The 25420-nt window shown below is 52.1% G+C and carries 27 protein-coding genes and 4 tRNA genes; 7 read left to right on the forward strand and 24 right to left on the reverse strand.

Annotated elements, in window-relative coordinates:
- Nucleotides 1-24: 24 nt before the first annotated feature.
- From rplL to A7P99_RS03600, 20 genes are all read right to left on the reverse strand, one after another.
- Nucleotides 25-396 carry a 50S ribosomal protein L7/L12 gene (gene rplL, locus A7P99_RS03505; RefSeq protein ID WP_067448349.1) on the reverse strand — a complete coding sequence of 124 codons (372 nt, stop codon included), beginning with the start codon at nucleotides 394-396 and terminating at the stop codon, nucleotides 25-27.
- A gap of 47 nt (nucleotides 397-443) precedes the next feature.
- Nucleotides 444-947 (reverse strand): 50S ribosomal protein L10, encoded by a 504-nt coding sequence (rplJ, locus tag A7P99_RS03510; RefSeq protein ID WP_023887603.1) that lies wholly within the window; start codon nucleotides 945-947, stop codon nucleotides 444-446.
- Nucleotides 948-1180: 233 nt separating this feature from the next.
- Entirely contained in the window at nucleotides 1181-1876 is a 696-nt protein-coding gene (gene rplA, locus A7P99_RS03515) for a 50S ribosomal protein L1 (protein ID WP_064106419.1), read from the reverse strand.
- Nucleotides 1876-2307 carry a 50S ribosomal protein L11 gene (gene rplK / locus A7P99_RS03520; protein ID WP_067448345.1) on the reverse strand — a complete coding sequence of 144 codons (432 nt, stop codon included), beginning with the start codon at nucleotides 2305-2307 and terminating at the stop codon, nucleotides 1876-1878. Before rplK ends, rplA begins: the two co-directional genes overlap by 1 nt.
- Nucleotides 2308-2404: 97 nt before the next feature.
- Nucleotides 2405-2947, reverse strand: coding sequence for a transcription termination/antitermination protein NusG (gene nusG / locus A7P99_RS03525; protein WP_067442424.1), 543 nt, complete (start codon nucleotides 2945-2947; stop codon nucleotides 2405-2407).
- Nucleotides 2948-2968: 21 nt separating this feature from the next.
- Nucleotides 2969-3412, reverse strand: coding sequence for a preprotein translocase subunit SecE (gene secE, locus A7P99_RS03530; protein WP_082880711.1), 444 nt, complete (start codon nucleotides 3410-3412; stop codon nucleotides 2969-2971).
- A 79-nt stretch (nucleotides 3413-3491) separates the two neighbouring features.
- Nucleotides 3492-3567 (reverse strand) — tRNA-Trp (locus A7P99_RS03535).
- A 7-nt stretch (nucleotides 3568-3574) separates the two neighbouring features.
- Entirely contained in the window at nucleotides 3575-4759 is a 1185-nt protein-coding gene (gene tuf, locus A7P99_RS03540; protein WP_067442335.1) for an elongation factor Tu, read from the reverse strand.
- Nucleotides 4760-4797: 38 nt separating this feature from the next.
- A tRNA-Thr gene (locus tag A7P99_RS03545) sits at nucleotides 4798-4872 on the reverse strand.
- Nucleotides 4873-4885: 13 nt separating this feature from the next.
- A tRNA-Gly gene (locus A7P99_RS03550) sits at nucleotides 4886-4959 on the reverse strand.
- A 36-nt stretch (nucleotides 4960-4995) separates the two neighbouring features.
- Nucleotides 4996-5079: transfer RNA gene (locus tag A7P99_RS03555), tRNA-Tyr, on the reverse strand.
- 100 nt (nucleotides 5080-5179) lie between these two features.
- Nucleotides 5180-5443 carry a YfhL family 4Fe-4S dicluster ferredoxin gene (locus A7P99_RS03560; RefSeq protein WP_067448343.1) on the reverse strand — a complete coding sequence of 88 codons (264 nt, stop codon included), beginning with the start codon at nucleotides 5441-5443 and terminating at the stop codon, nucleotides 5180-5182.
- A 143-nt stretch (nucleotides 5444-5586) separates the two neighbouring features.
- Nucleotides 5587-6153: a 16S rRNA (guanine(966)-N(2))-methyltransferase RsmD gene (rsmD, locus tag A7P99_RS03565; protein ID WP_067448445.1), complete on the reverse strand. Its 567-nt coding sequence runs from the start codon at nucleotides 6151-6153 to the stop codon at nucleotides 5587-5589.
- 170 nt (nucleotides 6154-6323) lie between these two features.
- Complete coding sequence (rpsJ, locus tag A7P99_RS03570; protein ID WP_002642322.1) at nucleotides 6324-6635, reverse strand: 30S ribosomal protein S10; 312 nt, start codon at nucleotides 6633-6635, stop codon at nucleotides 6324-6326.
- A gap of 17 nt (nucleotides 6636-6652) precedes the next feature.
- Nucleotides 6653-7837 (reverse strand): elongation factor Tu, encoded by a 1185-nt coding sequence (gene tuf, locus A7P99_RS03575; RefSeq protein ID WP_067442335.1) that lies wholly within the window; start codon nucleotides 7835-7837, stop codon nucleotides 6653-6655.
- Nucleotides 7838-7970: 133 nt separating this feature from the next.
- Nucleotides 7971-10076 (reverse strand): elongation factor G, encoded by a 2106-nt coding sequence (gene fusA, locus A7P99_RS03580; RefSeq protein WP_067528056.1) that lies wholly within the window; start codon nucleotides 10074-10076, stop codon nucleotides 7971-7973.
- An 18-nt stretch (nucleotides 10077-10094) separates the two neighbouring features.
- Nucleotides 10095-10568 (reverse strand): 30S ribosomal protein S7, encoded by a 474-nt coding sequence (rpsG, locus tag A7P99_RS03585; protein ID WP_023887596.1) that lies wholly within the window; start codon nucleotides 10566-10568, stop codon nucleotides 10095-10097.
- A gap of 117 nt (nucleotides 10569-10685) precedes the next feature.
- Nucleotides 10686-11057, reverse strand: coding sequence for a 30S ribosomal protein S12 (gene rpsL / locus A7P99_RS03590; RefSeq protein ID WP_003824684.1), 372 nt, complete (start codon nucleotides 11055-11057; stop codon nucleotides 10686-10688).
- Between the two features lie 314 nt (nucleotides 11058-11371).
- Nucleotides 11372-12907 (reverse strand): helicase HerA-like domain-containing protein, encoded by a 1536-nt coding sequence (locus A7P99_RS03595; protein WP_067528054.1) that lies wholly within the window; start codon nucleotides 12905-12907, stop codon nucleotides 11372-11374.
- 137 nt (nucleotides 12908-13044) lie between these two features.
- Nucleotides 13045-13242 (reverse strand): hypothetical protein, encoded by a 198-nt coding sequence (locus tag A7P99_RS03600; protein ID WP_067528052.1) that lies wholly within the window; start codon nucleotides 13240-13242, stop codon nucleotides 13045-13047.
- On the opposite strand from A7P99_RS03600, the gene pyrB reads away from it, so the two are divergent.
- The 7 genes from pyrB to A7P99_RS03640 all read left to right on the forward strand — a co-directional run bounded on the left by pyrB (nucleotide 13241) and on the right by A7P99_RS03640 (nucleotide 19860).
- Entirely contained in the window at nucleotides 13241-14161 is a 921-nt protein-coding gene (pyrB, locus tag A7P99_RS03605) for an aspartate carbamoyltransferase (protein ID WP_067448335.1), read from the forward strand. The two genes, A7P99_RS03600 and pyrB, sit on opposite strands and share 2 nt — an antisense overlap.
- A 711-nt stretch (nucleotides 14162-14872) precedes the next feature.
- Nucleotides 14873-15646 (forward strand): family 16 glycosylhydrolase, encoded by a 774-nt coding sequence (locus A7P99_RS10215; protein WP_067528050.1) that lies wholly within the window; start codon nucleotides 14873-14875, stop codon nucleotides 15644-15646.
- Between the two features lie 69 nt (nucleotides 15647-15715).
- A complete protein-coding gene (pyrI, locus tag A7P99_RS03620; RefSeq protein WP_067448329.1) occupies nucleotides 15716-16174 on the forward strand; it encodes an aspartate carbamoyltransferase regulatory subunit in 459 nt (152 codons plus the stop codon).
- A gap of 119 nt (nucleotides 16175-16293) precedes the next feature.
- On the forward strand, nucleotides 16294-16770 hold the full coding sequence (locus tag A7P99_RS03625) for a hypothetical protein (protein WP_067448327.1): 477 nt from the start codon (nucleotides 16294-16296) through the stop codon (nucleotides 16768-16770).
- A 122-nt stretch (nucleotides 16771-16892) separates the two neighbouring features.
- Nucleotides 16893-17585 (forward strand): 6-phosphogluconolactonase, encoded by a 693-nt coding sequence (gene pgl, locus A7P99_RS03630; RefSeq protein WP_067528048.1) that lies wholly within the window; start codon nucleotides 16893-16895, stop codon nucleotides 17583-17585.
- Nucleotides 17586-17790: 205 nt separating this feature from the next.
- Entirely contained in the window at nucleotides 17791-19026 is a 1236-nt protein-coding gene (gene gltS, locus A7P99_RS03635) for a sodium/glutamate symporter (RefSeq protein ID WP_067528047.1), read from the forward strand.
- Nucleotides 19027-19374: 348 nt separating this feature from the next.
- Nucleotides 19375-19860 (forward strand): acetamidase/formamidase family protein, encoded by a 486-nt coding sequence (locus tag A7P99_RS03640; protein WP_067686500.1) that lies wholly within the window; start codon nucleotides 19375-19377, stop codon nucleotides 19858-19860.
- 33 nt (nucleotides 19861-19893) lie between these two features.
- Here the strand turns inward: A7P99_RS03640 and A7P99_RS03645 are convergent, their stop codons facing one another.
- The 4 genes from A7P99_RS03645 to dnaA form a co-directional block, all read right to left on the reverse strand.
- Nucleotides 19894-21711 carry a tetratricopeptide repeat protein gene (locus A7P99_RS03645; RefSeq protein WP_067686501.1) on the reverse strand — a complete coding sequence of 606 codons (1818 nt, stop codon included), beginning with the start codon at nucleotides 21709-21711 and terminating at the stop codon, nucleotides 19894-19896.
- A gap of 379 nt (nucleotides 21712-22090) precedes the next feature.
- Nucleotides 22091-22654 carry an isoprenylcysteine carboxylmethyltransferase family protein gene (locus A7P99_RS03655; RefSeq protein ID WP_067442306.1) on the reverse strand — a complete coding sequence of 188 codons (564 nt, stop codon included), beginning with the start codon at nucleotides 22652-22654 and terminating at the stop codon, nucleotides 22091-22093.
- A gap of 110 nt (nucleotides 22655-22764) precedes the next feature.
- Complete coding sequence (gene dnaN / locus A7P99_RS03660; RefSeq protein ID WP_023887570.1) at nucleotides 22765-23868, reverse strand: DNA polymerase III subunit beta; 1104 nt, start codon at nucleotides 23866-23868, stop codon at nucleotides 22765-22767.
- Between the two features lie 15 nt (nucleotides 23869-23883).
- The gene (gene dnaA / locus A7P99_RS03665) at nucleotides 23884-25416 is read right to left on the reverse strand and encodes a chromosomal replication initiator protein DnaA (RefSeq protein WP_067528043.1); all 1533 of its coding nucleotides are present in this window, start codon (nucleotides 25414-25416) and stop codon (nucleotides 23884-23886) included.
- Nucleotides 25417-25420: the final 4 nt, after the last annotated feature.

Below are 25420 nucleotides of genomic sequence, written 5' to 3' on the forward strand. Positions count from 1 at the left end.
GCCAGCCTGTTAGCAAGAAAATACTTATTTGATTTCCACTTTGGCACCAGCTTCTTCCAGCTGTTTCTTGATTTCTTCAGCTTCAGCAGGAGTAACGCCTTCTTTGATGGTTTTCGGAGCGCCGTCAACCATATCTTTGGCTTCTTTCAAGCCCAAGCCAGTAATGGCACGAACCACTTTAATCACGCCTACTTTCTGATCACCAGCAGCAGCCAAAATTACGTCTACCTCAGACTTAGCTTCAGCTTCACCACCAGCAGCACCAGAGCCAGCAGCAATAGCAACGGCAGCGGCAGAAACGCCAAACTTGGTTTCAAATTCTTTTACCAAGTCGTTCAACTCCATTACAGTCAAACTGCCAATTGCTTCTAAAATGTCTTCTTTAGTAATAGCCATGCTATCAAACTCCTAAATTCAATGAATAAGTAAAATATAAATAATGGTTAAGCAGATGCTTCTTCAGCAGCTTTTTTCTCAGCCAGAGCAGCCAAGCCGCGAGCCATGCCAGACAATGGAGCCTGCATGAGGAACAGCAATTTGGACAGCAATTCTTCACGACTCGGAATTGCAGCCAGCTGACCCACCTGAGCGGCATCCATCACCGCACCGTCATAAGAGCCTGCTTTAATGATCAGCTTCTCATCTTTTTTAGAGAATTGGTGCAACACTTTTGCAGCAGCTACAGCATCTTCAGATGCTGCATATACCAACGGGCCAACCATATGTTCGGCTAACCCTGCAAAAGGGGTGCCTTCTACCGCACGACGAGCCAACGTGTTTTTCAAAACACGCAAATACACACCTTCCTTACGTGCATTGGCACGCAATTCGGTCATGCTAGCAACGCTGATACCGCGGTATTCGGCAAGCACCATAGTCTGAGCATTGCCGATACCGGCAACAATCTCTTCCACAACTGCTTTTTTAGTTTCAATACTAAGACTCAAGGTCTACCTCCTACTGTTTATCAAAGAATGTCTAATGACATCCACCAGTTCGGCAACCTGAAAAGACATTTTGCAAGCAATTGCTTGCTCATAATCTCAGGACCACCGTCTACGTAGGGTAAAATATTAAATCTTACGATCCCTACGGTCTTGGACTCTACTTACAATCAAGTATAAGCAGTCCATATTTCAGGTAGCCTCAGCAACCCGCAAAGGCTACCTGAAAATTTCTTTTAACTAGACACGCTACCAACATCTACACGGACACCAGGTCCCATAGTGCTAGATAATGCGATTTTCTTCAGATATTGGCCTTTGGTAGCAGCGGGTTTCGCCTTTACTACCGCATCCAACAAAGTATTAAAGTTTTCGCGCAAATCAGCCGCCGCAAAAGAAGCACGACCAATTGTGGCATGCACCACACCAGCCTTATCAGTGCGATACTGAACCTGACCAGCTTTGGCATTACGCACAGCTTCTGCCACATTTGGCGTAACCGTGCCCACCTTCGGATTTGGCATTAAACCGCGCGGCCCCAAGATAGTACCTAACTGACCAACGATACGCATCGCATCAGGAGAGGCAATAACAACATCAAAATCTAAATTTCCTGCTTTTACTTCTGCGGCCAGATCCTCAAACCCAACCACATCAGCCCCTGCTTCTTTTGCTGCTTCAACATTGGCACCTTGAGTAAATACTGCCACACGAACAGTCTTACCAGTACCTTTGGGCAACACAACAGACCCACGGATTACTTGATCAGATTTACGCGAATCCACGCCCAAATTGATAGCAACATCAACAGACTCATCAAATTTGGCTGTAGCAGTCTTCTTTACCAACTCAATTGCTTCATCAATTGAGTAATGTACATTTGAGTCAATAGAAGAGCGCAGACCCTGGAAACGTTTAGACAACTTAGCCATTACACACCCTCCACATCCAAGCCCATGGAACGGGCAGAACCAGCGATAGTACGAACTGCTGCATCCAAATCAGCTGCAGTCAAATCAGGCTCTTTAATCTTGGCAATTTCTTCCAACTGAGCACGGGTAACTTTACCCACCTTACTGGTCAGCGGATTTGAACTACCTTTCTGCAAACCAGCAGCCTTCTTCAGCAAAATACTGGCCGGAGGAGTTTTCATTACAAACGTAAAAGACTTATCCGCAAACGCAGTAATTACTACAGGAATAGGCAAACCAGGCTCCACATTTTGTGTAGCCGCATTAAATGCCTTACAAAATTCCATGATATTTAAACCACGCTGGCCCAGTGCCGGACCAACTGGAGGAGAAGGATTAGCCTTCCCTGCAGGAATCTGCAACTTGATATAACCTACAATTTTCTTTGCCACACTTAGCTCCTAAATAACGGGTAATACGCAGAAATTCTGCTCCCCAAGATAAGCCGCATATTATAAATAAAATCTTGCTTATTGCCAAGCAATCAGACTAAATTTTCTCCACCTGACTAAAATCCAACTCAACGGGTGTTTCTCGACCAAAAATTTGAACCAGAACTCGCAACTTATTACGTTCATAATCCACAACATCAACCAACCCGTTAAAATCAGAAAATGGGCCTTCACTTACCCTAATCTGCTGCCCCACCACAAACTCAACTCGCGGCCTAGGCTTTTTCTCAGAACCAGCAACATCCGACACTTGGGACATGATCGCATCAACTTCTCGCTGAGAAATTGGCAAGGGCCTATTAGCCATACCTCCAATAAACCCATTAACCCTGGGCGTACTCTTAACCAAGTGCCATGACTCATCCGTCATTTCCATCTCTATTAACACATAACCTGGAAAAAATTTACGCTCACTAACCGTCTTCCGGCCATTCTTAATACCAACAACTTCCTCAACTGGCACCAGAATCTGACCAAAAAGCCCCTCCATCCCCTCTCTCGCAATCCGCTCCTTTAAAGTTTTCTGAACATTCTTTTCAAATCCAGAATATGCTTGGATAACATACCAATCTTTAGCCATTCTCTCGACACCCCCTGCAAATTACGTACTTTGCATAAATAACCACACTAAAAAAGAATCTACCAGCCACAAGAATAAAGTCAGCACAGCCGTGAACACTAAAACAAAAAATGTATTCCGCCAAGCCTCATTTTTAGGCGGCCAAACAACTTTCTTAATTTCTACAACAGAATCTTTGATATATCGAATTAAACTAGGACTGGCATCACACCAAAAGAGAACAATTAATCCAGACAGCAACAACGGAACTCCTAAAATAATGCCTCGCACATACAGCGGCTGTTGGGACAAAAATGAAAAGCCAATCACCCCCCCGGCAACTAAGGCAGCTGCCAAACATAATTTAGCGACATTTTCTCTTCCAGTCTTTCGCTGAACACCCCGCCTTCGATCACGCAACTCCTGGCGAGACTGTTTCAGCGAGGCTACCGCCATCTCTTTTACCTTCTGCTTACGATCACTCATTTGCAACCACCCTAAATTTCATATTTTTCTATTTAATATAAAACAAAAGACTAACCGGTTGGCCGGTTAGTCTTTCTTTTGGCAGGCCAGGAGGGTCTCGAACCCCCAACCCTCGGTTTTGGAGACCGATACTCTACCAATTGAGCTACTGGCCTCTACCCTTTAAGCAATCACGGAAGCCACCACACCGGCACCTACCGTACGACCACCTTCGCGAATTGCAAAGCGCAGGCCTTCTTCCATAGCAATCGGAGCAATCAACTCTACGATGATTGTTACGTTCTCACCGGGCATGACCATTTCCACACCAGGCTCCAGCTCTACGGCACCAGTTACGTCAGTGGTACGGAAGTAGAATTGGGGGCGGTAGTTGGCAAAGAACGGGGTGTGACGACCTCCTTCTTCTTTGCTCAGCACATATACTTCGGCTTTGAATTTGGTATGCGGGGTAATAGTGCCGGGTTTGGCCAACACTTGCCCGCGCTCCACTTCTTCGCGTTTGGTACCACGCAGCAGTACTCCTACGTTATCGCCTGCCCGGCCTTCGTCCAACAACTTGCGGAACATTTCCACACCGGTACAGGTAGTTTGCTGGGTGGGTTTCAGACCAACGATTTCGATCTCTTCGCCCACCTTGATAATACCGCGCTCTACACGACCGGTTACCACGGTACCGCGACCAGAGATAGAGAATACGTCTTCAATCGGCAACAGAAAAGGTTTGTCTACGGCGCGCTGGGGAGTGGGGATGTAACTATCCAGAGCGGCGGCCAGTTCGAAGATTTTTTCTTTATAGCCAACATCGCCCTCGAGGGCTTTGAGGGCGGAACCTTGTACGATCGGGCAGTCGTCGCCAGGGAAATCATAGCTGGAGAGCAGATCGCGGACTTCCATCTCAACCAGTTCGAGCAGTTCGGCATCATCTACCATATCGCATTTGTTCATAAATACGAGAATGTAGGGTACGCCTACCTGACGGGCAAGCAAGATGTGTTCGCGGGTCTGCGGCATGGGACCATCGGCAGCGGATACCACCAGGATAGCGCCGTCCATCTGGGCAGCACCGGTAATCATGTTTTTTACATAGTCGGCGTGACCAGGACAATCTACGTGAGCATAGTGACGGGTCTCGGTTTCATATTCTACGTGAGCAGTGTTAATGGTAATACCGCGAGCTTTTTCTTCCGGGGCGTTGTCAATCTGGTCATAAGCCTTGGCCTGACCACCGAATTTTTCGGCCAAAATGGTGGTCAATGCTGCTGTCAGTGTGGTCTTACCATGGTCAACGTGACCAATGGTACCAACGTTTACGTGCGGTTTGCTACGTTCGAATTTTTCCTTAGCCATGGCAATTTCCTATGTAGTTAAACAAGTAAAAAATGAGGTGGTGCCCATGGGCAGATTTGAACTGCCGACCTCTCCCTTACCAAGGGAGTGCTCTACCCCTGAGCTACATGGGCTTTAAAAATTTATTGGAGCGGGCGAAGGGAATCGAACCCTCACTGTAAGCTTGGAAGGCTTCTGCTCTACCATTGAGCTACACCCGCCCTTAATGCCCCAAGCAATAGCAATAGCAATAGTATTGGTGGTGGGAGAAGGATTCGAACCTTCGAAGCTCTCGCAACAGATTTACAGTCTGCCCCCTTTGACCGCTCGGGAATCCCACCAAAAGAGAAAATAAATATAGCGGTTTTCCCAACCGCTCGTCAAGCAAAATTTGCCCGTCTTTCTAAAATTAACTGCAAATCAGTATTTTTAATTGGAATTCTAGCTTATCCCCCCTTTCAACAAAATAATCTTTTCATACTTAGCACGCAGCTGTTCTTCAGTTTCTGGATGCTCTTCATCAATCAAAATACAGTCCACCGGACACACCTGCTGGCATTGTGGCTCATCGTAATGTCCAATACACTGTGTGCACAGATTCGAATCAATCTCGTAAATTTCCTCACCCTGTGAAATGGCATCATTCGGGCACTCCGGTTCACACACATCACAATTGATACACTCATCGGTAATAACAAGAGACATGCTTTCCTCTTAATATTTATTCTTCTAAAATTATCCAAAATTAAAGAGTGAAATTATAGCATAAGCCCTCCTTCAGGCAGCCTACACCCTTAGCAAGACATAAAGTTTTCTTCTTTGATAACAATTATTAAAGCCACTTATTCTCACTCCTTCTTGAGCAGTGCATACTTACTCAAACCCGATCGTCCTACGTTCAATTCCAACAAATAATCAGGCCAAACAGGCAAATCTCCTGCTTCAACATATATATATGCACCACTATGCAAATGCCGCTGCAAGCGCATAAACAGTTTAGCCCATTCTCGCCAAGTAAATGGCGGATCTAAAAACACCACATCAAACTGCTCATGTGTTTTTGACAAATATTCAAAAGCATCAAGTGCTCGAACTTCCATCTTTTCGGATAGTCTCAATTCTTGTATTTGCTGTTGTAAACTTGCTGCAGTCCGCCGATTATTTTCTACCAGCACAACCCGTTTCACCCCTCTCGAAATAGCCTCAAAGCCCAGCGCCCCGCTACCAGCAAACAAGTCCAGCACCGTTCGGCCTGTTAACTCGTGTCTCAACCAGTTGAATAAACGCTCACGCACGCTATCGGCGGTTGGACGTAGACCTTCTGTATCTGCAAATCGGATTTTCCGCCCACGCTGCTCACCGCCAATGATGCGGATTTGATTTTTGTGTTTGTTGTGCATGTTGTGTTTTTGCATATCTATTCCACAAAGAATACGTAGAATCCATAGCTGGTTATTTTTAATAATACAGCTAAACATTCACTTTTTCATATAGTGTCAATTTACTTTACCTTGTCAAGTAAAACTCTTAACCACAAAAAGCCGAACAGAGACTCCGTTCGGCTTCGATATTATCTGCAAGTAGATTACTGAACCTTGATTTCCACATCCACCCCGGCCGGCAAATCCAGCTTCATCAATGCATCGGTAGTTTTATCAGTCCAATCTACAATATCCATCAAACGCAGATGAGTACGGATCTCCAACTGCTCACGTGAGGTTTTGTTCACGTGCGGAGAACGTAGGATATTGAAACGCTCGATTTTGGTCGGTAGTGGAATCGGACCTTTTACTACAGCACCAGTGCGCTTGGCGGTTTCAACGATTTCCTGAGCAGAACGGTCAATCAGGCTGTAATCATAAGCTTTCAGACGGATACGGATTTTTTGATTTGCCATTTACTCGATATCCTTCTTTAAGCAATCACGGAAGCCACCACACCGGCACCTACCGTACGACCACCTTCGCGAATTGCAAAGCGCAGGCCTTCTTCCATAGCAATCGGAGCAATCAACTCTACGATGATTGTTACGTTCTCACCGGGCATGACCATTTCCACACCAGGCTCCAGCTCTACGGCACCAGTTACGTCAGTGGTACGGAAGTAGAATTGGGGGCGGTAGTTGGCAAAGAACGGGGTGTGACGACCTCCTTCTTCTTTGCTCAGCACATATACTTCGGCTTTGAATTTGGTATGCGGGGTAATAGTGCCGGGTTTGGCCAACACTTGCCCGCGCTCCACTTCTTCGCGTTTGGTACCACGCAGCAGTACTCCTACGTTATCGCCTGCCCGGCCTTCGTCCAACAACTTGCGGAACATTTCCACACCGGTACAGGTAGTTTGCTGGGTGGGTTTCAGACCAACGATTTCGATCTCTTCGCCCACCTTGATAATACCGCGCTCTACACGACCGGTTACCACGGTACCGCGACCAGAGATAGAGAATACGTCTTCAATCGGCAACAGAAAAGGTTTGTCTACGGCGCGCTGGGGAGTGGGGATGTAACTATCCAGAGCGGCGGCCAGTTCGAAGATTTTTTCTTTATAGCCAACATCGCCCTCGAGGGCTTTGAGGGCGGAACCTTGTACGATCGGGCAGTCGTCGCCAGGGAAATCATAGCTGGAGAGCAGATCGCGGACTTCCATCTCAACCAGTTCGAGCAGTTCGGCATCATCTACCATATCGCATTTGTTCATAAATACGAGAATGTAGGGTACGCCTACCTGACGGGCAAGCAAGATGTGTTCGCGGGTCTGCGGCATGGGACCATCGGCAGCGGATACCACCAGGATAGCGCCGTCCATCTGGGCAGCACCGGTAATCATGTTTTTTACATAGTCGGCGTGACCAGGACAATCTACGTGAGCATAGTGACGGGTCTCGGTTTCATATTCTACGTGAGCAGTGTTAATGGTAATACCGCGAGCTTTTTCTTCCGGGGCGTTGTCAATCTGGTCATAAGCCTTGGCCTGACCACCGAATTTTTCGGCCAAAATGGTGGTCAATGCTGCTGTCAGTGTGGTCTTACCATGGTCAACGTGACCAATGGTACCAACGTTTACGTGCGGTTTGCTACGTTCGAATTTTTCCTTAGCCATGAGCTAATTCCTTTTCATATAAAGATCGATTATAAAGAACAAAAGCTACCTGAAAATCGGCTTCATCACCTGAAATGGTTTTCAGGTAGCCTGAAATGGCTGCCCATCTCAACGGACAGCCTAGATTGCAAAGTTAACCTTTGCGGTCTGCTACAACTTTCTCTGCTACATGAGCCGGAGCTTCTGCATATTTCTTGAACTCCATGGTGTAGGTGGCACGACCCTGGGTAGCTGAACGCAGATCGGTTGAGTAACCGAACATTTCAGCCAACGGTACTTCGGCACGAACTTTCTTACCGCCAATACCATCGTCGTCCATACCCAGTACGATGCCACGGCGACGGTTCAAGTCGCCCATCACATCACCCATGTATTCTTCCGGGGTTTCCACTTCTACAGCCATAATCGGCTCCAGCAGAACCGGAGCGGCCTTACGCATACCGTCTTTGAATGCCATAGAAGCGGCCAATTCAAACGCGATTTGCGAAGAGTCCACATCGTGGTAAGAACCAAAAGTCAGACGAACGCGGACATCTACCACCGGATAACCGGCCACGATACCGTTTTGCAGCGTATCACGGATACCTTTATCGACAGACGGAATGAATTCGCGAGGAATCACACCACCTTTGATTTCATCGACAAATTCGTAGCCTGCGCCGCCCGGCTCCATCGGTTCCATTTTGATCACAACGTGACCATACTGACCTTTACCGCCAGACTGTTTAACGTGTTTAGCTTCGGATTCCACTTCTTTACGGATGGTTTCGCGGTAGGCTACCTGGGGTGCACCCACATTAGCCTCCACACCAAACTCACGCTTCATGCGGTCCACGATAATTTCCAAGTGCAGCTCGCCCATACCAGAAATAATGGTTTGGCCAGACTCTTCATCAGTGCGCACACGGAAAGACGGGTCTTCTTTGGCCAAACGGTTCAGAGCGATTCCCATTTTCTCTTGGTCGGCCTTAGTTTTCGGCTCAACGGCAATGTGGATTACCGGCTCGGGGAATTCCATGCGTTCCAAGATAATCGGAGCATTTTCTGCACACAGAGTTTCACCAGTGGTTACGTCTTTCAAACCAATAGCAGCAGCGATGTCGCCAGCACGTACTTCTTCAATCTCAGTACGATCAGCGGCAGTCATCTGCACCAAACGGCCGATACGCTCACGAGTGCCTTTAACAGAGTTCAGTACAGTGTCACCAGATTTCACCACACCAGAGTAAACACGGATAAAGGTCAGCTGACCAACGTATTTATCATTCAGCATCTTGAAAGCCAAAGCGGAGAATTTCTCGTCATCGCTGGCTTGGCGGCTGTCGGCTTCTTCGGTATCAGGGTTAACACCTTGAACCGGAGGAATATCGGTCGGAGCAGGCAACAGTTCAACCACAGCATCCAGCATACGCTGAACACCTTTATTTTTAAATGCAGAACCGCACAACATCGGCTGGATTTCACCGGCCAACGTACGCTGACGCAGCGCGCCAACGATTTCTTCTTCAGACAGCTCTTCACCGCCCAAGTATTTGTCCATCAGCTCTTCGCTGGCTTCGGCAGCGGCTTCGATCATATTCTGACGCCACTCTTCGGCAGTCGGAACCAAATCAGCCGGGATATCGCCATATTCGAAAGTTACGCCTTTGTCGGCTTCATTCCAAATAATAGCTTTCATCTTCAGCAAGTCCACCACGCCTTCGAATTTATCCTCGGTACCAACCGGAATCACGATCGGCACAGGATTGGCGCGCAGACGGGTTTTCATCTGCTCAACTACGCGGAAGAAGTTGGCACCTTGACGGTCCATTTTGTTTACAAATGCCAAGCGCGGAACTTGGTATTTGTTGGCTTGGCGCCACACAGTTTCAGACTGAGGCTGAACACCACCTACCGCACAGTAAACCATTACTGCGCCATCCAATACACGCATAGAACGCTCCACCTCTACGGTGAAGTCAACGTGTCCGGGGGTATCAATGATGTTGAAGCGATGCTCGGGGAACTGCTTCGCCATACCAGACCAATAGGAAGTTACGGCAGCAGAGGTAATGGTAATACCACGCTCTTGCTCTTGTTCCATGTAGTCGGTAGTAGCCGCACCGTCATGCACTTCGCCCAATTTATGGGTCAAGCCGGTGTAGAACAGGATACGTTCGGTAGTGGTGGTTTTACCCGCATCGATGTGGGCAGAAATACCGATATTACGGTACAAATTAATCGGGGTTTTACGAGCCATTTCAATCGCCTTTCAAAATTAGAAGCGGAAGTGAGAGAAGGCTTTGTTGGCTTCAGCCATGCGGTGTACTTCTTCACGTTTTTTCATGGCACCACCACGGCCTTCTGCGGCATCAATCAGCTCGCCGGCCAGGCGCAAATCCATGGATTTTTCGCCACGTTTGCGGGCTGCATCGCGCACCCAGCGCATTGCCAAGGCCAAACGGCGGGAAGGACGAACCTCAACAGGAACCTGGTAGTTAGCACCACCAACACGGCGGCTTTTCACTTCCACGATGGGTTTGGCATTGTCGATGGCTTCGTTAAACACTTCGATTGCTTCTTTGCCCTGTACTTTCTTGGCAATTTGCTCCAGAGCACCATACACAATGCGCTCAGCAACCGATTTTTTACCGTCAACCATCAAGACATTCATAAACTTGGTCAGTTCAACGCTGCCGAACTTCGGATCCGGCAATACGTCGCGCTTGGGGACTTCTCTACGTCTTGGCATTTCAATTTCCTTTAATCTATTCAGCTGGGATGATTCCCGCGAATGCCCATTGGGGAGCATTCACTTACTCGGCCGGCTTATATCAGCAATAACGGCCGACGTGCCTGTATTAAAAAATTATTTCGGGCGTTTAGCACCGTATTTGGAGCGTGCCTGTTTGCGATCTTTCACGCCGGCAGTATCCAAAGAACCACGAACAGTGTGGTAGCGCACACCCGGCAAGTCTTTCACACGACCGCCGCGGATCAGCACCACGCTGTGCTCTTGCAAGTTGTGGCCTTCACCGCCGATATATGAAATCACTTCAAATCCGTTGGTTAGGCGCACTTTGCACACTTTACGCAAAGCGGAGTTCGGTTTTTTCGGAGTAGTGGTGTACACACGGGTGCATACACCGCGTTTTTGCGGGCAGGCTTCCAGTGCGGGCACCTTGTTTACGTACTCGGGCTTTTTACGGCCCTTGCGTACTAACTGGTTAATAGTTGGCATATTTTCTCGTCCTGTTGAGTTAAATATTTGCCGACACCATGCCGGCAAGAGCGGAATTATAGTTCTTTTGCAAGCAGCAGGTCAATGGCAGCAGCGGAATATACCTTAGCTTCTCGTGGTTTACGGGCGGGTCTGTTGTTTTCTGCACAGAAGAAAAGAGGCCCCTCCCATCGGCCAGCCAAACAACGAGGCTACCTGAAACTGTCCTAGCCTGTTTTCAGGTAGCCTCTTAATGGCTATATAAGCATCCGCTTTTGGCTTTGCCGAGCCTCTACTTCTAGCAGCCAGGCCCGGCTACAACCTTCAGGTAGCCTTTACTTTATCGCGCTGCGGATCACACCCATAATGCTGCGGGTAATGCTGCGGGTGATCTGCTTGTTCACCTGACTGCCGAGCGAATCGGCCAAATCGTAGCCCAAGCCTTGGTTGGCGCGTTTGCGGCTGCCGAATAGGCCGCCGAGGAAACCGTCCAGCACACCACCTTTGTTGCTTTCAGCTTTTTGGGCAGACGCAGCTGCAGCATTTTGCACTTTGGCTTCGGCTTCTGCCTGAGCGGCAGCGGCCTGCTCCTGTTCCAGCTGCTGCAAGGCTTCGTAGGCGGAGAAGTTGTCCACCGCGTCTTTGTAGTGGCGGTAAAGGATGTCGTTTTGGAAACGGCTGTCGCGTTCAGCGGCGGAAAGCGGGGCAAGCTGGGATTGCGGCGGCAAGATGAAGGCGCGCTCCACGATGCCGGGCATGCCTTTTTCATCAAGGAAAGACACCAGCGCCTCGCCCACGCCCAATTCGGTAATCGCTTGCGCCACATCGAGATTAGGATTACTGCGGAAGGTTTCGGCGGCAGCGCGCACGGCTTTTTGATCGCGCGGGGTAAAGGCACGCAGAGCGTGCTGCACGCGGTTACCGAGCTGGCCGAGCACGGTGTCGGGCAAATCGAGTGGGTTTTGGGTAACAAAATATACACCCACGCCTTTGGAACGGATCAGGCGCACCACTTGCTCAACTTGCTTGAGCAGGGTGTCAGCGGCATTGTCGAACAGCAAATGAGCCTCATCGAAGAACATGACGAATTTGGGTTTGTCCAAATCGCCAGCTTCGGGCAGGGTTTCAAACAGTTCGGCCAAAAACCACAGTAAGAACGCGCTATAGAGGCGCGGCGAGCGCATCAGTTTTTCGGCATTCAGGATATTGATGACGCCTTGCCCTCCTTCGGTTTGCAGCCAGTCTTGCAGATTAAGCTCCGGCTCACCAAAAAACACATCGCCGCCCTCGCTTTCCAGCTGCAACAGCTGGCGCTGAATAGCGCCGACGCTGGCGGCGGAAACGTTGCCGTATTGGGTGCGATATTCTTTGGCATGCTCAGCCACATATTGCAGCATGCCGCGCAAGTCTTTTAAATCAATCAGATGCCAGCCTTTATCGTCGGCGGCTTTGAATACCAGGTTAAGCAGGCCTTCCTGCGTGTCGTTCAACCCCATCAGGCGGGAGAGCAGCAGGGGGCCCATTTCGGAAATGGTTACGCGCACGGGAATGCCGGTTTCGCCGTATACATCCCAAAAGCGCACCGGACAGCCTTTCAGGTAGCCTTCCGCATCCAGCCCGAATTGAGCCATGCGCTCGCCCACCTTGCCCTGCCCGTCGCCCGGGTTGGCGATGCCGGAGAGGTCGCCCTTCACGTCGCTCATAAATACGGGAATGCCTTGCGCGCTAAAGCCTTCGGCCATTTTGCGCAGAGTAACGGTTTTGCCCGTGCCGGTAGCACCGGCAATCAGGCCGTGGCGGTTGGCCATCTGGCCGAGCAAGAATAAATCGCGGCCTTCGGCCACGGTTTTGGCAATGTGGAATTCAGCCATTGCGCCTCTCCAACTGAAAATTGATAACGGGCGATATTGTAACGGAATTGCGGCGTTTGACGGCAAATTTGTTTGGCCGCGGAGAGAGCATGTTTTCAAGTAGCCTGTTGCGCCAACATAAGGCTACCTGAAAGCACTCACTGCCACGAAGTATAAAGAAGTGAAAACAGCTCCTCCAGATTTTCAGGTAGCCTAATTGCCGATTTGAAAGAGGCTACCTGAAAATATAAGCCATCTCCCATACAGCCGCCGCCATCAACACCGTTTTCAGGTAGCCTGTTCCCCGCAAACAGCGCATAATACGCCCGTTTGCCAACCCGCCCGGAGCCTCCCATGCCCAACCCACTCTACGGCCAGCACCTCATCTCCATCCCCGACCTGAGCAACGAACAGCTCGAATGCCTGCTGGATACCGCCCTGCGCCTAAAACGGGAACCACGCCGCAACTTACTTGAAGGCCGGCTCATCGGCTCCTGCTTCTTCGAGCCCTCCACCCGCACCCGTCTCTCCTTCGAAACAGCCGTACAGCGGCTCGGCGGTAAAGTTATCGGCTTTTCCGACGGCGCCAACACCAGCGCCAAAAAAGGCGAAACTCTGGCTGATACCGCCCGCATCATCTCCAGCTACACCGACGCCATCATCATCCGCCACCCCAAAGACGGCGCCGCCCGCGTGCTTTCCGAATTCTCCGCCGTGCCCGTCATCAATGCCGGCGACGGCACCAACCAGCATCCCAGCCAAACCCTACTCGACCTCGTTACCATCCAAGAAACCCAAGGTCGGCTGGATAAGCTTGTTATCGCCATGGCCGGCGACCTCAAATACGGCCGCACCGTCCACTCCCTCGCCCAAGCCATGAAACGGCACCAAGCCGAATTCATCTTCGTCTCCCCGCCCAGCCTCGCCATGCCCGACTACATCACCGAAGAGCTCGACGAAGCCGGCTGCCGCTACCAAATCCTGCCCAGCCTCGAAGAAGCCGCCCGCCACGCCGACATCCTCTACATGACCCGCGTGCAGCGCGAACGCTTTGACGAACAAGAATTCGCCAAAATCCAAGGCAAATTCAACCTCGAAGCCGCCACCCTCGCCCAGGCCAAACCCAACCTGCGCGTACTGCACCCCCTCCCCCGCGTCGACGAAATCCATCCCAACGTGGATGGCACGGTTTATGCTTACTATTTTGAACAAGCAAAAAACGGTGTATTCGCACGCATGGCCATGCTGTCATTAGTGTTAAACGAAATAATCTAACCCCGGCATCTAGGCAGACTGCCTAAAAGCCGATCCCCTAACAAAAGCAATATAAAGGCTGCAAACCGGCCTGATTTGCGGTGCTGGCGAACATCATCGACTTGCTTGAATGACTAAATTCTGTCTAGCAAAGGAAATTGAATAATGCACGTAAAAAACATGTTAGCCGTTATGTGCCTGGGCGTACTGGCCGGCTGCGGTGACGGCAAAAGCAGAGATGGACAATCAGTACAGTCGATACGATTTGCCAACGGCAGTGGCAGTTCAGGGCAATCATTGACAATGTCCGTCCCTATGAAGCAACAGAGACAGAATCAAGAGCAACCTCAAAATCAGCCACATCCGCAACCGCAGCCTCCGCAACCGCAGCCTCCGCAACCGCAGCCTCCGCAACCGCAGCCTCCGCAACCGCAGCCTCCGCAACCGCAGCCTCCGCAACCGCAGCCTCAACCGGAGCCACCGCAACCGCAGCCTCAACCGGAGCCACCGCAACCCCAACCACAGCCCCCTTCCAACGGTTGCGAAAGTGCGACTGATGCGTCAGGACAATGGCGCAGCCTCAAGTGTTATGAGTTTAAAGATAATAATGTGCCAAATGATTGGCAGGCAAAAACCATACTCAACCATTTAGGCAGCCACCTCTCTTATCTTCCCGGAAATATTGGATTCGTAAATAATGATTTCGCCAGAATTACCACACGCCGCCATTGCGTGCGGAACGACAGCGAAGCCCTAACCGACAGCAACACCAGGGAAACACCCTGCCAGGCCGGTGAGAAAACCAAATACTCAAGCGGCAGATTGGAATCCAAACCCATAGTTGATGCCAGCAAACCCTTCCGCGCCGAAATCCGCGCCCTAATCAACTGGAACGGCTCAAGAGGCATGCGCACGGCGCTATGGATGCGTAATAGCGAAACTTTGCAAAATTGCGGCAGCAACCCTGCTGCCAACGACCCCTATGGTGAGCTCGATATTCTCGAGTGGTATTCCTCTGCACGAGCATATGCTTGGTCCTCAACACATGCCAGCTGTTTCTATAGCCACAAAAGGAGCTCTTGGCGTACGCGCGTTTTCGCACACCGTTTGGAACAGCACATCAACCGGCAAGCCACACCGTTAGATGGCGAGTGGCATATATGGGCAATAGAGTTTGACGGCCAGAAAGTACGCTACTATCTAGACGGCAAGCTCATCCCCGTGTCCCACTACACGGTGGACGACAATACCACAGTGGACGTTATCGACCGCAGCCGCACCGACGAATCAGGCGGCTACCCTTCCACCATGCCTGATGAAGACTTTGCAAAACTCAACGTCAACCGCCAAATGCTGGATCAGATATTCAGAACCAAAGGCCCTTGGTATTTCATTCTGAATGACTACGCGGAATGGGAAGACAAGCTCAAGCCACCACGCCCCACCGATAACTTCCGCATCCAAACCACCTTGATCGACTACGTGCGGCTGTATCAGAAAACCTAACCCAGCTCTTGCAGGCTACCTGAAAGTTCAGGTAGCCTGTATTCCATCCAATCCCCATCGGAAATCCAAATGGACAAGAAAAGACTCAGCGTCGAAGCCATCGAAAACGGCACCGTTATCGACCACATCCCCGCCGGCCTCGCCCTCACCATCCTACGCCAATTCAAACTGTTGCGCGAAGGCTGCGCCGTAACTGTTGGCTTCAACCTGCCCAGCAAACGGCATGGCCGCAAAGACATCATCAAAATCAACGGTATCAGGCTCAACGAAGCCGCCGCCAACCGCCTCGCCCTGTTCGCCCCCGAAGCCACGGTGAACCTCATCGCTAACTTCAAAGTCGAACAAAAAATGCCGCTCAGACTGCCCGAAACCATCAGCGAAGTCTTCCGCTGCCCCAACCCCAACTGTGCCAGCCACAACGAACCTGTTTCCAGCCGCTTCTACGTGCGCCGCCCGGGCGACCAAACCCGCCTCAAATGCCACTACTGCGAAAAAACCTACGACCGCAGCCTCGTGGCCGAAGCTTGAAACAGCAGGCATAGCAAAAGCTATCTGAATTTTTCAGGTAGCCTCTATATTAGGCAAACACCCTCATCCCAAAATATAATTTGATCAATCTACATACTTAACTAAAAAGGAGAACCACCATGAGTTCTGACGAACGCTACCACGCCCCGCAAAGTGAAGGCCTCGGCTCGGGCACCGGCCAAGAAGCCCCTGAGCTGTGGAACCCAAACGCCGCTGCCTGCTGGTCGCTGCTATTTTCGCCCGTATTCGGTGCAGCACTGCATATGCTCAATGCCCGCGCCATGGGCGACAAAGAATTGGAAAAACTGAATAAAGGTTTCTTGTGGGGCATGGTGGTCGTTATCCTAGCAGCCATTCCAGTCATCCTCATTTTCGATATTGCCAACAATGTTCTCAGCATTGCGCTGTTGGGTGCTTGGTATAGTGCAGTGGGGCGCAAGCAAGTGACGCTGGTCAAAGATAAATTCGACACGAATTACCCGCGTCGCTCGTGGGGCAAGCCGATATTGTTCGGCATTCTCGGCGTGGGAGGGTTGTTCTTATATGCCAGCGTTGTTGTCTTTATACTTATACTGATGGGTGCGCCCTCTTCATAACGAAGACGGCTGTGTTCCCTAACATTTTATTTTAGTCTTTCAGGTAGCTTCTTGAAAAAGGCCACCTGAAAATTTGTTCCGCCTGGTTTTCCTTTTCCCTATAGACTACCCGAAAGACTACTATGACCCTCACCTGGCACACCTTTCCCACTCCCGCCGCCCAAGCTGCTGCACTAGCCGAAGCCGTGGCCGGCAGACTGTGTCGATACCTGCAGGTGCAAAGCCGTGCTGTGCTGGCCGTATCTGGCGGCCGCTCGCCCGTAGCATTTTTTGAAGCCCTGGCACAGGTAAAACTGGATTGGCCAAACGTTACCGTCACTCTGGTGGACGAACGGCTCGTGCCGCCACAGCACCCCGACAGCAATGCCGCACTGGTGCGCCGCCACCTGCTGCAACACGCTGCCGCAGCCGCCCACTTCCTACCGCTGGTGAATGAACAAACCGATGTGTCCGACCCCGCCGCCGCCCTGGCCGAAACCGAGGCCGGCTTTCCCATGCCCGACATCGCCGTGCTCGGTATGGGCACGGACGGCCACACCGCCTCGCTGTTTCCGCAAGCCCCGCAGCTGGCCGCAGCCGTGTCGCCCGACTGCCGCACCAAACTGGTGCACACCAGCCCGGTTACCGCTGCACACGAACGTATCGGCATGAGCCTAAACACGCTCGCCGCCGTACCGCAGCTGTTTTTGTCGATTCAGGGCGCAGACAAACGTGCCGTACTGGAACAGGCTGCCGCCACGGCCACGAGCGAATATCCCATTAGCCTGCTGCTGCACCAAACAAACGTACGCTGCGAAGTGTATTACATCGATTGAAACGGCGGGATCGGTAACAAGCTTTCATGCCCGGCTATGCCATGCTGAAAGGCTACCTAAACTTTTCAGGTAGCCTTCTTCTATTGCAAAAAACAATCCATAGTCTTTGACAATTTTTAACCGCTATCCTAATATTTGTCCGAGGCCTGCTGGCGAACAACAGGCCTGTATTTAATTGTTTCTTTATTTTCAATGGGGATAAGCCATGATAGAAGTGAACAGCTACTACACCCTGATTGCGGCCACTTTGGTGCTGCTATTAGGCAAACTGATGGTTAGCAAAATCAAATTTCTGCGGGATTTTAACATTCCCGAACCGGTGGCGGGCGGCTTGGTGGCAGCCATCTGCCTGTTTAGTCTGCATAAATTTACAGGCATCGGTTTCCAGTTCCAAAAACCACTGCAAGATGCGTTTATGCTGATTTTCTTCACCTCCATCGGCCTGAGCGCGGACTTCTCCCGTCTGAAAGCCGGCGGCATTCCATTGGTGGTGTTTACCGCCATCGTGGGCGCATTTATCTTTATTCAAAACGCTATCGGCGTGGGCTTGGCCAGTGCCTTCGGCCTACACCCGATGACCGGCCTGATTACCGGCTCCATCACCCTCACTGGCGGCCACGGCACGGCAGCTGGCTGGGCGCCCGATTTAGTCAAATACGGCGTACCTGCCGCAGCCGAGCTGGGCTTGGCTTCGGCCACCTTCGGCCTAGTAGCCGGCGGCTTAATCGGCGGCCCAGTTGCCCGCCGCCTCATCAACAAAATGGGGCATAAACCCTTGGATTCCGAAACCATACAGGCTGAACACCTGCGCTGTGCCGACGACGATCCGGACAACAACACCGACAATATGTTTGAACGCGCCGAGCAAACCCGCCTGATTACCGCCACCTCGGCTATCGAAACCCTGGCCATGTTTGCCGCCTGCCTCTCGTTTGCCGAAATCCTGGACGGTATCGACAAACAATATCTATTTGATCTGCCTAAATTCGTGTGGGCACTGTTTGGCGGCGTGGTATTGCGCAACGTATTGGTGAGTGCATTTAAATTCAATATGTTCGACCGCGCCATCGATGTGTTCGGCAACGCCTCACTCTCACTCTTTCTGGGCATGGCGCTGCTGAACTTGCAACTATGGCAACTCACTGGTTTAGCAGGGAAAGTTACCATAATCCTACTGATTCAAACCATAGTGATGATTCTGTATGCCACCTTTGTTACTTATGTATTTATGAACCGCGACTACGATGCCGCCGTACTGGCTGGTGGCCACTGTGGCTTTGGCCTCGGTGCCACCCCCACGGCCGTGGCCAATATGCAGTCCATCACCGAACACTTCGGCCCTTCGCACAAGGCCTTCCTGATTGTGCCGCTGGTGGGTGCGTTCTTCGTGGACATCATCAACGCGCTGATTTTATCGGGCTTCGTGAACTTCCTGAAATAAGCCGCCCCGATGTGAGCAAACGGCATCCAGCAGCCGAGTGCGTTTCGAAACCTGCGACTACTTCACCGACCAAATCCAACCCCCCGCCGACACCTTCGACCATCTCAACTGGAACCGCGTCAATCCCGCCACCAGACTCCTGTTTGTGGAAGGCGCCGAGCCAAGAGGCACCCTACCGGCACAGGCATGGCCGGCAATCGGCTGGAACGCGGACGCATCAACATCGTGCCGGTGGAGGACGGCCACATTGTCTTGTTTGGCTAAAGTGCGCCTGCCGCCCAACCCGATGATCGGCGTTATCGGTACCGCACAATCAACTGTGGCACGCCCGATGCACACGGCGGCAATATGGGGATCGAAACCATCACCAAAGGCACCATATTCCTCTTGCCGATAAATGTGCCCGGCGCACTGCTGGCCATGGGCTATTTACATGCTGGCATGAGCGGCGGCGAGGTGGGCATCTCTGGCTTGGAAATCAAAGGTGTGATGGAAGTGGAAGTGAGCGTCATCAAAAGCCACCTCTATCCCCTGCCACTAGCGGTTCACCGACTGCTGTACACCATCGCCTCCAGCCCCGATTTGGGCCAGACCACCGAAACCGCCACCCTAATGGCCACCGGCCTACTCACCGCCCACGGCGGGCTCGACACCAACCAAGCCATCGCCCTGCAAGGCATCGCCGGCGATTTGCAGATTTGCCAAGTAGTCGATCCCAACAAAACCTGCTGCTTCGCCATACCGCGCACGGTAACGGAACAATTAAGGATGGAGAGGATGGAGTTTTGCCGTAACACATTTGGCCTAGGGCTAAAACGGCAAAAGGCTACCTGAAAACGGGAAAACTGTTTTCAGGTAGCCTTTGGTTTATTGGCTGCTGTTGTTGCCTTCGCTGCTGGTTTTCCCGCTTGAAGACGGGAGGATTACATTGAGGCGTTGCAGGGTTTCCTGCAATACGGGTTTATCACCACCTTTGCGCTGGGCGGCCTGCCAGATAACGATGGCTTCGTTTTTGCGGCCGAGTGTCCACAGCACTTCGCCAAGATGGGCTGCCACTTCGGCTTCGGGCAGTTTGGCGTGGGCGCGCTGCAAATATGGCAGGGCGGCTTGAGGTTGGCCTTGCTTGAACAGCACCCAGCCCATGCTGTCTTGGATTTCGGGCGAATTGGGGCGACGCTGCAAGGCTTGTTCGATGTAGCGGCGTGCCTGGGCCAGGTCGGGGTTGGGCAGGGAGAGCATGGTGTAGCCGAGGGAATTGAGGATGTCGGGGTTTTTGGGCACGAGTTCTTGCGCCTGTTTGAGGTCGGCTACGGCTTTCTCGGGCTGTTGTAGGCGGTCGGCATACAGGATGGCGCGCTGCTCGAGGATGATGGCGATCATGGCGGGCGGGGCGGAGTTGTCGCTGTAGCGGCGATAGAGGCTACGGATGCTGTTGAGGGCTTCGGCAGGCGGCTGCTCGCGGGCGATGCGCAGGTGGGCAACGAGGAGGTCGTCGGCATTGAAGATGGCATTGCTGCGGCCGGCCGATACGATGGATTCGGCACGCAGCAGGGCATCTTCGGCTACCGGCCAGTTTTTCTCGGCCTCGGCAATGCGCGCTTCTAGGATGTGTTTGTCGAACTGGGCTTCGGGGGCGCTGGCGCGATTGAGCCAGTTGCGGCTTTCGGCTATGTTGTTGTCTTCAATCAGGCGCATGGCGGCGAGCAGGACGGCGCGGCTTTTCTGCTGCTGAGTGCCGTGCAGGTAGGCTTTATCGAAGTAGTTTACGGTGGTAGCCACGGGCTCTTTGCGGCGCACGGAGAGGATGCCGGCTTGGATGTAGAGGTCGGCATCTGGGGTTTTGGCCAGCATATTTTGCAGCAGGCGGTAGGCTTCTTCTTCGCGTTTGGCGGCGATGAGGGTTTCTACTTGCAGGTTTTGCCACATGGGGGAAAGGTGGCGGCTATCGGCATGGCGGAAGAAGTATTCGAGCACTTCAGGCTGGCGCTGGGCAATCAGGCGCAGGGTGATGCCAGTAATGGGGCGGATGTCGCTGTCGAGGCGGGAGAGTCGGCGCAGGGCAGCGTTGGCATCGGTAGTGCGGCGGGTATGGGCAGAGTAAATGACATCGGTGATGGCAGCTTCAGCCAACCCGGGGAAGCGGGTAGCGGCTTGGTGCACGCGGCGGGCGGTTTGCGCATCAGCGGCTTCAGGATGATAGAGGGCAAGCTGGGACATGCGCAGAAAGATGTTGCGCATGCGGTGGCGGGCGGTTTGGGTGAGGATTTCGGGCAGGCCGGCGCGCACAGTAGCGATATCACCTTTGGCAGCGGCTACAATCCAGTGCATACGTTTTTGCTCGGTAGAGGGGTTGGGCTCAGCCTCCTGCCAGCGCTCAAGCACTTGCTCGGCCAAGCGGACATCGGCGGAGAGGGCGATTTCTACGGCGCGTTCGGCCACGGCGGGGTCGTTGGTGCGACGGAACAGGCGCATATAGGCAGCGAGGGCTTCGCTGCCTTTGCCTTGCTGGAGGGCAATCTCGGAGGAGAAGGCCATCATCAGATTGTTGGCGTGGTCGATGATTTGGCGGTGGGTAAGCGGGGTTTGCGAACCGGGTTTGCGCGGTGCGGGCGCGGCTTGGGCAGCTAATGGCAGCAGGAGGGTGGCGAGAGCGAGGGCGCGGATACGGGAATGCCGTGAAGACATGGTGGTTCCTTAGAATGGGTGTGCGGTGGCGAGGCCACCTGAAAGCAGGACTTCAATGAAAGCTAAACCGCGACGGGCGGAGTTTATAACGCAATCACGGACTGCTTACCAAAAATCAAGCTTTTAGCGAGGATGGTTTGATTGTTTGTGTTCAAAGCGGGGCTACTTTACTTACTTGCTCCGGCAGCTCGATAATGTTTCTGCGCATATCTTTAATCGTCTTCGGTTCATTTGCGGTGGCTTTTAGACAAAGCGTTAGAAACAAAGTGCCGTCGAGTGCCAAATTTTCTTTACGAAGATACTCTTTCTTTAGTATTGAAATCTTATAAAACATTTAGGGTTGTGGCACTGCGGTGTACCCTAGGGGTTTATTCACCCCTTATTTAAATAAAAAATATCTCGGCGTCTTGTGCTTATACTCCAAATACTCCTGCCCATAAATTTGCTCGCAGTAGCGCTCCTCGCTTAGGACTAAGAGGTGGTTATACAAAACAAACGGCACTAGCACTATCAATAACCACAGCGATACCGAAGCGATGCAAACGCCCGCCATACCGAGGAAGAAAAAGAGATACATCGGATTGCGCGACAGGCGGTAGATGCCGCCTTGTGCGGCTTTGTCCACAGATGCCGCCGCATAATCGTAAAATGCCTTGATGAAGCCCGCAAAAGCCGCTACATAGATCACCGATCCGATCCAAAACCACACGGTGCCTGCTTTAAGCGGCACGAACACCGACAAAATAAGCAACACCACTTGTAGTAGCGTGCTTATGATCGCATTTCGTCTATCTTCGGCGCCGTACCACGAGGTATCTGTGGCACGCCTGCCGACCTCTTTATAGATAAACATATACACGAATTGTATCAGCACCATCGCAAATGAGGGTATCCAAGCGCCCACTAAGCTAGGCTCAAGCGTCGTAAAAAATGAAATTCCCATGGGCGCTCTTTTCACATTTATTTAAATAAAATTTTTACCACCATCTTGCGGTTTGAACTTCGTTGAAGTTTCGCTTTCAGGTAGCCTCTGCCGGTATCAAGCGACACAGCTTAAATGCGCATCGGCATCACGATGTATTTGAAATCAGCGTTGTCGGGGATGGTAAACAGGGTGGAGCGGTTGGCATCGCCGAAGGCCAGTTGGATGTCTTCGGCATGCACGTTGCGTAACACGTCCATCAGATAATTGATGTTGAAGCCCACTTCCAGCTCGGCACCCTGATAAGCGATTTCCAGCTCTTCACGCGCTTCTTCCTGCTCGCTGTTGCTGCACAACACGCTCAGCAGACCAGGACGCAGCTGCAGGCGCACGCCGCGGAATTTTTCGTTGGCCAAAATGGCGGCGCGTTCCAGTGCACCCAAGAACGGTTGGCGGCCGAGTAGGAAGATTTTGTCGTTATCTTGCGGAATCACGCGGTTGAAATCAGGGAACTTGCCGTCCACCACTTTGCTCACCACCACGGTGTCGTTGCAGCGGAAGCGCACTTGGTTATTCAAGAGTTCCACGGTAACGGGCTCTTCGGGGCGGTTGAGCAGCTTGAACAGTTCGAGCACGGTTTTGCGCGGCAGGATCACTTCGGCTTTGGGCAAGTCGGCATCAATCACGGCGGCGGAGTAGGCCAAACGGTGCCCGTCGGTGGCTACCAAGCGCAGATTGCTGCCTTCCACCTGCATCAACAATCCGTTGAGATAATAGCGAATGTCTTGCACGGCCATGGCGTATTGCACTTGCGAGAGCATATTGCGGAAGGTTTCCTGCGGCAGGGTAAAGGCGGAAACCACTTCTTCGCCGATGCTCATCAACGGGAAATCTTCGGCCGGCAAGGTTTGCAGAGCGAAGCGGGATTTGCCGGCCTTAAGGGTAAGGCGGTTTTGCGCCCAATCCAGCGCCACAATCGCGCCTTCGGGCAGGGCGCGCAGGATGTCTTGCAGTTTTTTGGCATTGGTGGTGATGCGGAAGTCTTCGGCATCGGTGTGCGGGCCATGGGTGTGGATTTGGATTTCCAAATCGGTGGCCAAAATATTGGTTTGCCCGCCGGTGCGCTCAATCAGCACGTTGGAGAGAATCGGCAAGGTGTGCTTGCGCTCCACAATGCCGGTAACGGCTTGCAGCGGTTTGAGCAGAGTGTCGCGCTCGGCTTCTAAAATCAACATACAGATTCCTTAGGTTTAATTTTTGATTATAATCAATAGTTTTTCGTAATCTTGGGCAATTTCGGCATCTTCCTGCCGCAATTCGTCGGCCTTTTTCACGGAGTTGAGCACCGTGCTGTGGTCGCGGCCGCCGAAGGCTTTGCCGATGTCTTCGTAGCTGTGGGTGGTCAGCTCGCGGGCAAGTTTGATGGCCAGATGGCGCGGACGGACGATGCTTTGCGCGCGCTTTTTGCCGATAAGGTCGGCGGTGCGGATACCGTAATATTTTGCCACCGCATCCATAATCAACGGCAGGTTAATCGGCTTGAAGTTGCCGGCCACAATATCTTGCAGGGCTTCGGTGGCCAGCTCCACATCAATCGGCTTATGTTCGAAGCGGCTGCGCGCTTCCACCCGTTTAAACGCGCCTTCCAGCTCGCGCACGTTGGAACGGATATGTGTGGCGATGAAAAAGGCGGCTTCCTCTTTTAACTCCACGCCCACAGAATCGGCTTTTTTCTGCAAAATCTCCACCCGCATTTCCAATTCCGGCGGCTCCAACTCCAGCGTCAAACCCCATGAAAAACGGGATTTCAGGCGGTCGTCCATGTCGTCGATTTTGGTGGGCAACACATCGCAGGTAAGGATAATCTGTTTTTTGTGGTGGTGGCAATGGTTATACAGGTGGAAAAACTCTTCCATGCTGCGGTCTTTGCCTTTGATGAACTGGATGTCGTCGATAATGAGGAAATCGTAGGGCTTGTATTGCTGGCGGAAGGCATCATGGGCGTGGTTGCGGAAGGCCTGAATCATACCGCGCACGAAATCTTCAGCATGCATATAGTAAACCTTGGCTTCGGGCTTAAGGCGCAGCAGTTCATTGCCCACGGCCTGCGCCAGATGGGTTTTGCCCAGGCCGGTGCTGCCGTATAAAAAGAAGGGGTTGTAGTTTTTGCCTGGGTTTTCGGCAATAGAACGGGCAGCGGCCACAGCCAAGCGGTTGCCTTTGCCTTCCACCAAAGTGTCGAAAGTGTATTCTGGCGACAAATTGGTTTGCGCATAGTGTTGCTTCTGCCGCTCTTCGCGTTTGGCAATGGGTTTGGCTCGGGCGGACTTGGCTTCTAGTTTGGTCGGTACGGATTGCTCAGCCGGCTCGACCTGCGGGTTGATGCCCAAACTCTCTAAGCGGAATTGCACGATTTCTAGGGCGCTACGTTTATCGGCATGTTGCGAGGCGGCTGATTTACTAACTTGCTCGGTTGGCGCAACAGCTTTGGCAGCATACGCCGGCGGTGGATTGCCTGCCGGAGCATAGTGTTTGCCTTCCCCTTGCTCGAACAGCAGTGTGGGTGTGTTTTCAGGTAGCCTTTCCGCCAGCAGCTTGCCGATTTTGGCAGCATAGCGAGAGCGCAACATATTCAATACAAAGCGGCTGGGGGCGTACACCACCCATTCGCCACCCGCCCCTTCGCCCACGCCCAAGGGCGCAATCCAGCTTTGATACTGTTTGGCGGGCAGAGTGTGGCGCAAATGATGCAGACAGTGTGGCCAGAATTGGTCGAGCGTCATGGTG

The organism is Eikenella sp. NML120348 (assembly GCF_001648435.1).
In the GTDB taxonomy this organism is placed as follows: domain Bacteria; phylum Pseudomonadota; class Gammaproteobacteria; order Burkholderiales; family Neisseriaceae; genus Eikenella; species Eikenella exigua.

Bases quoted from the DNA above. Each gene is read 5' to 3' on its own strand.
- rplL (WP_067448349.1), bottom strand. From the start codon at position 396: ATGGCTATTACTAAAGAAGACATTTTAGAAGCAATTGGCAGTTTGACT.
- rplA (WP_064106419.1), bottom strand. From the start codon at position 1,876: ATGGCTAAGTTGTCTAAACGTTTCCAGGGTCTGCGCTCTTCTATTGAC.
- nusG (WP_067442424.1), bottom strand. From the start codon at position 2,947: ATGGCTAAAGATTGGTATGTTATCCAAGCATATTCTGGATTTGAAAAG.
- secE (WP_082880711.1), bottom strand. From the start codon at position 3,412: ATGAGTGATCGTAAGCAGAAGGTAAAAGAGATGGCGGTAGCCTCGCTG.
- tuf (WP_067442335.1), bottom strand. From the start codon at position 4,759: ATGGCTAAGGAAAAATTCGAACGTAGCAAACCGCACGTAAACGTTGGT.
- A7P99_RS03560 (WP_067448343.1), bottom strand. From the start codon at position 5,443: ATGTCTCTTGTTATTACCGATGAGTGTATCAATTGTGATGTGTGTGAA.
- rsmD (WP_067448445.1), bottom strand. From the start codon at position 6,153: ATGCAAAAACACAACATGCACAACAAACACAAAAATCAAATCCGCATC.
- rpsJ (WP_002642322.1), bottom strand. From the start codon at position 6,635: ATGGCAAATCAAAAAATCCGTATCCGTCTGAAAGCTTATGATTACAGC.
- tuf (WP_067442335.1), bottom strand. From the start codon at position 7,837: ATGGCTAAGGAAAAATTCGAACGTAGCAAACCGCACGTAAACGTTGGT.
- fusA (WP_067528056.1), bottom strand. From the start codon at position 10,076: ATGGCTCGTAAAACCCCGATTAATTTGTACCGTAATATCGGTATTTCT.
- rpsG (WP_023887596.1), bottom strand. From the start codon at position 10,568: ATGCCAAGACGTAGAGAAGTCCCCAAGCGCGACGTATTGCCGGATCCG.
- rpsL (WP_003824684.1), bottom strand. From the start codon at position 11,057: ATGCCAACTATTAACCAGTTAGTACGCAAGGGCCGTAAAAAGCCCGAG.
- A7P99_RS03595 (WP_067528054.1), bottom strand. From the start codon at position 12,907: ATGGCTGAATTCCACATTGCCAAAACCGTGGCCGAAGGCCGCGATTTA.
- pyrB (WP_067448335.1), top strand. From the start codon at position 13,241: ATGCCCAACCCACTCTACGGCCAGCACCTCATCTCCATCCCCGACCTG.
- A7P99_RS03600 (WP_067528052.1), bottom strand. From the start codon at position 13,242: ATGGGAGGCTCCGGGCGGGTTGGCAAACGGGCGTATTATGCGCTGTTT.
- pyrI (WP_067448329.1), top strand. From the start codon at position 15,716: ATGGACAAGAAAAGACTCAGCGTCGAAGCCATCGAAAACGGCACCGTT.
- A7P99_RS03625 (WP_067448327.1), top strand. From the start codon at position 16,294: ATGAGTTCTGACGAACGCTACCACGCCCCGCAAAGTGAAGGCCTCGGC.
- pgl (WP_067528048.1), top strand. From the start codon at position 16,893: ATGACCCTCACCTGGCACACCTTTCCCACTCCCGCCGCCCAAGCTGCT.
- gltS (WP_067528047.1), top strand. From the start codon at position 17,791: ATGATAGAAGTGAACAGCTACTACACCCTGATTGCGGCCACTTTGGTG.
- A7P99_RS03640 (WP_067686500.1), top strand. From the start codon at position 19,375: ATGGGGATCGAAACCATCACCAAAGGCACCATATTCCTCTTGCCGATA.
- A7P99_RS03645 (WP_067686501.1), bottom strand. From the start codon at position 21,711: ATGTCTTCACGGCATTCCCGTATCCGCGCCCTCGCTCTCGCCACCCTC.
- A7P99_RS03655 (WP_067442306.1), bottom strand. From the start codon at position 22,654: ATGGGAATTTCATTTTTTACGACGCTTGAGCCTAGCTTAGTGGGCGCT.
- dnaN (WP_023887570.1), bottom strand. From the start codon at position 23,868: ATGTTGATTTTAGAAGCCGAGCGCGACACTCTGCTCAAACCGCTGCAA.
- dnaA (WP_067528043.1), bottom strand. From the start codon at position 25,416: ATGACGCTCGACCAATTCTGGCCACACTGTCTGCATCATTTGCGCCAC.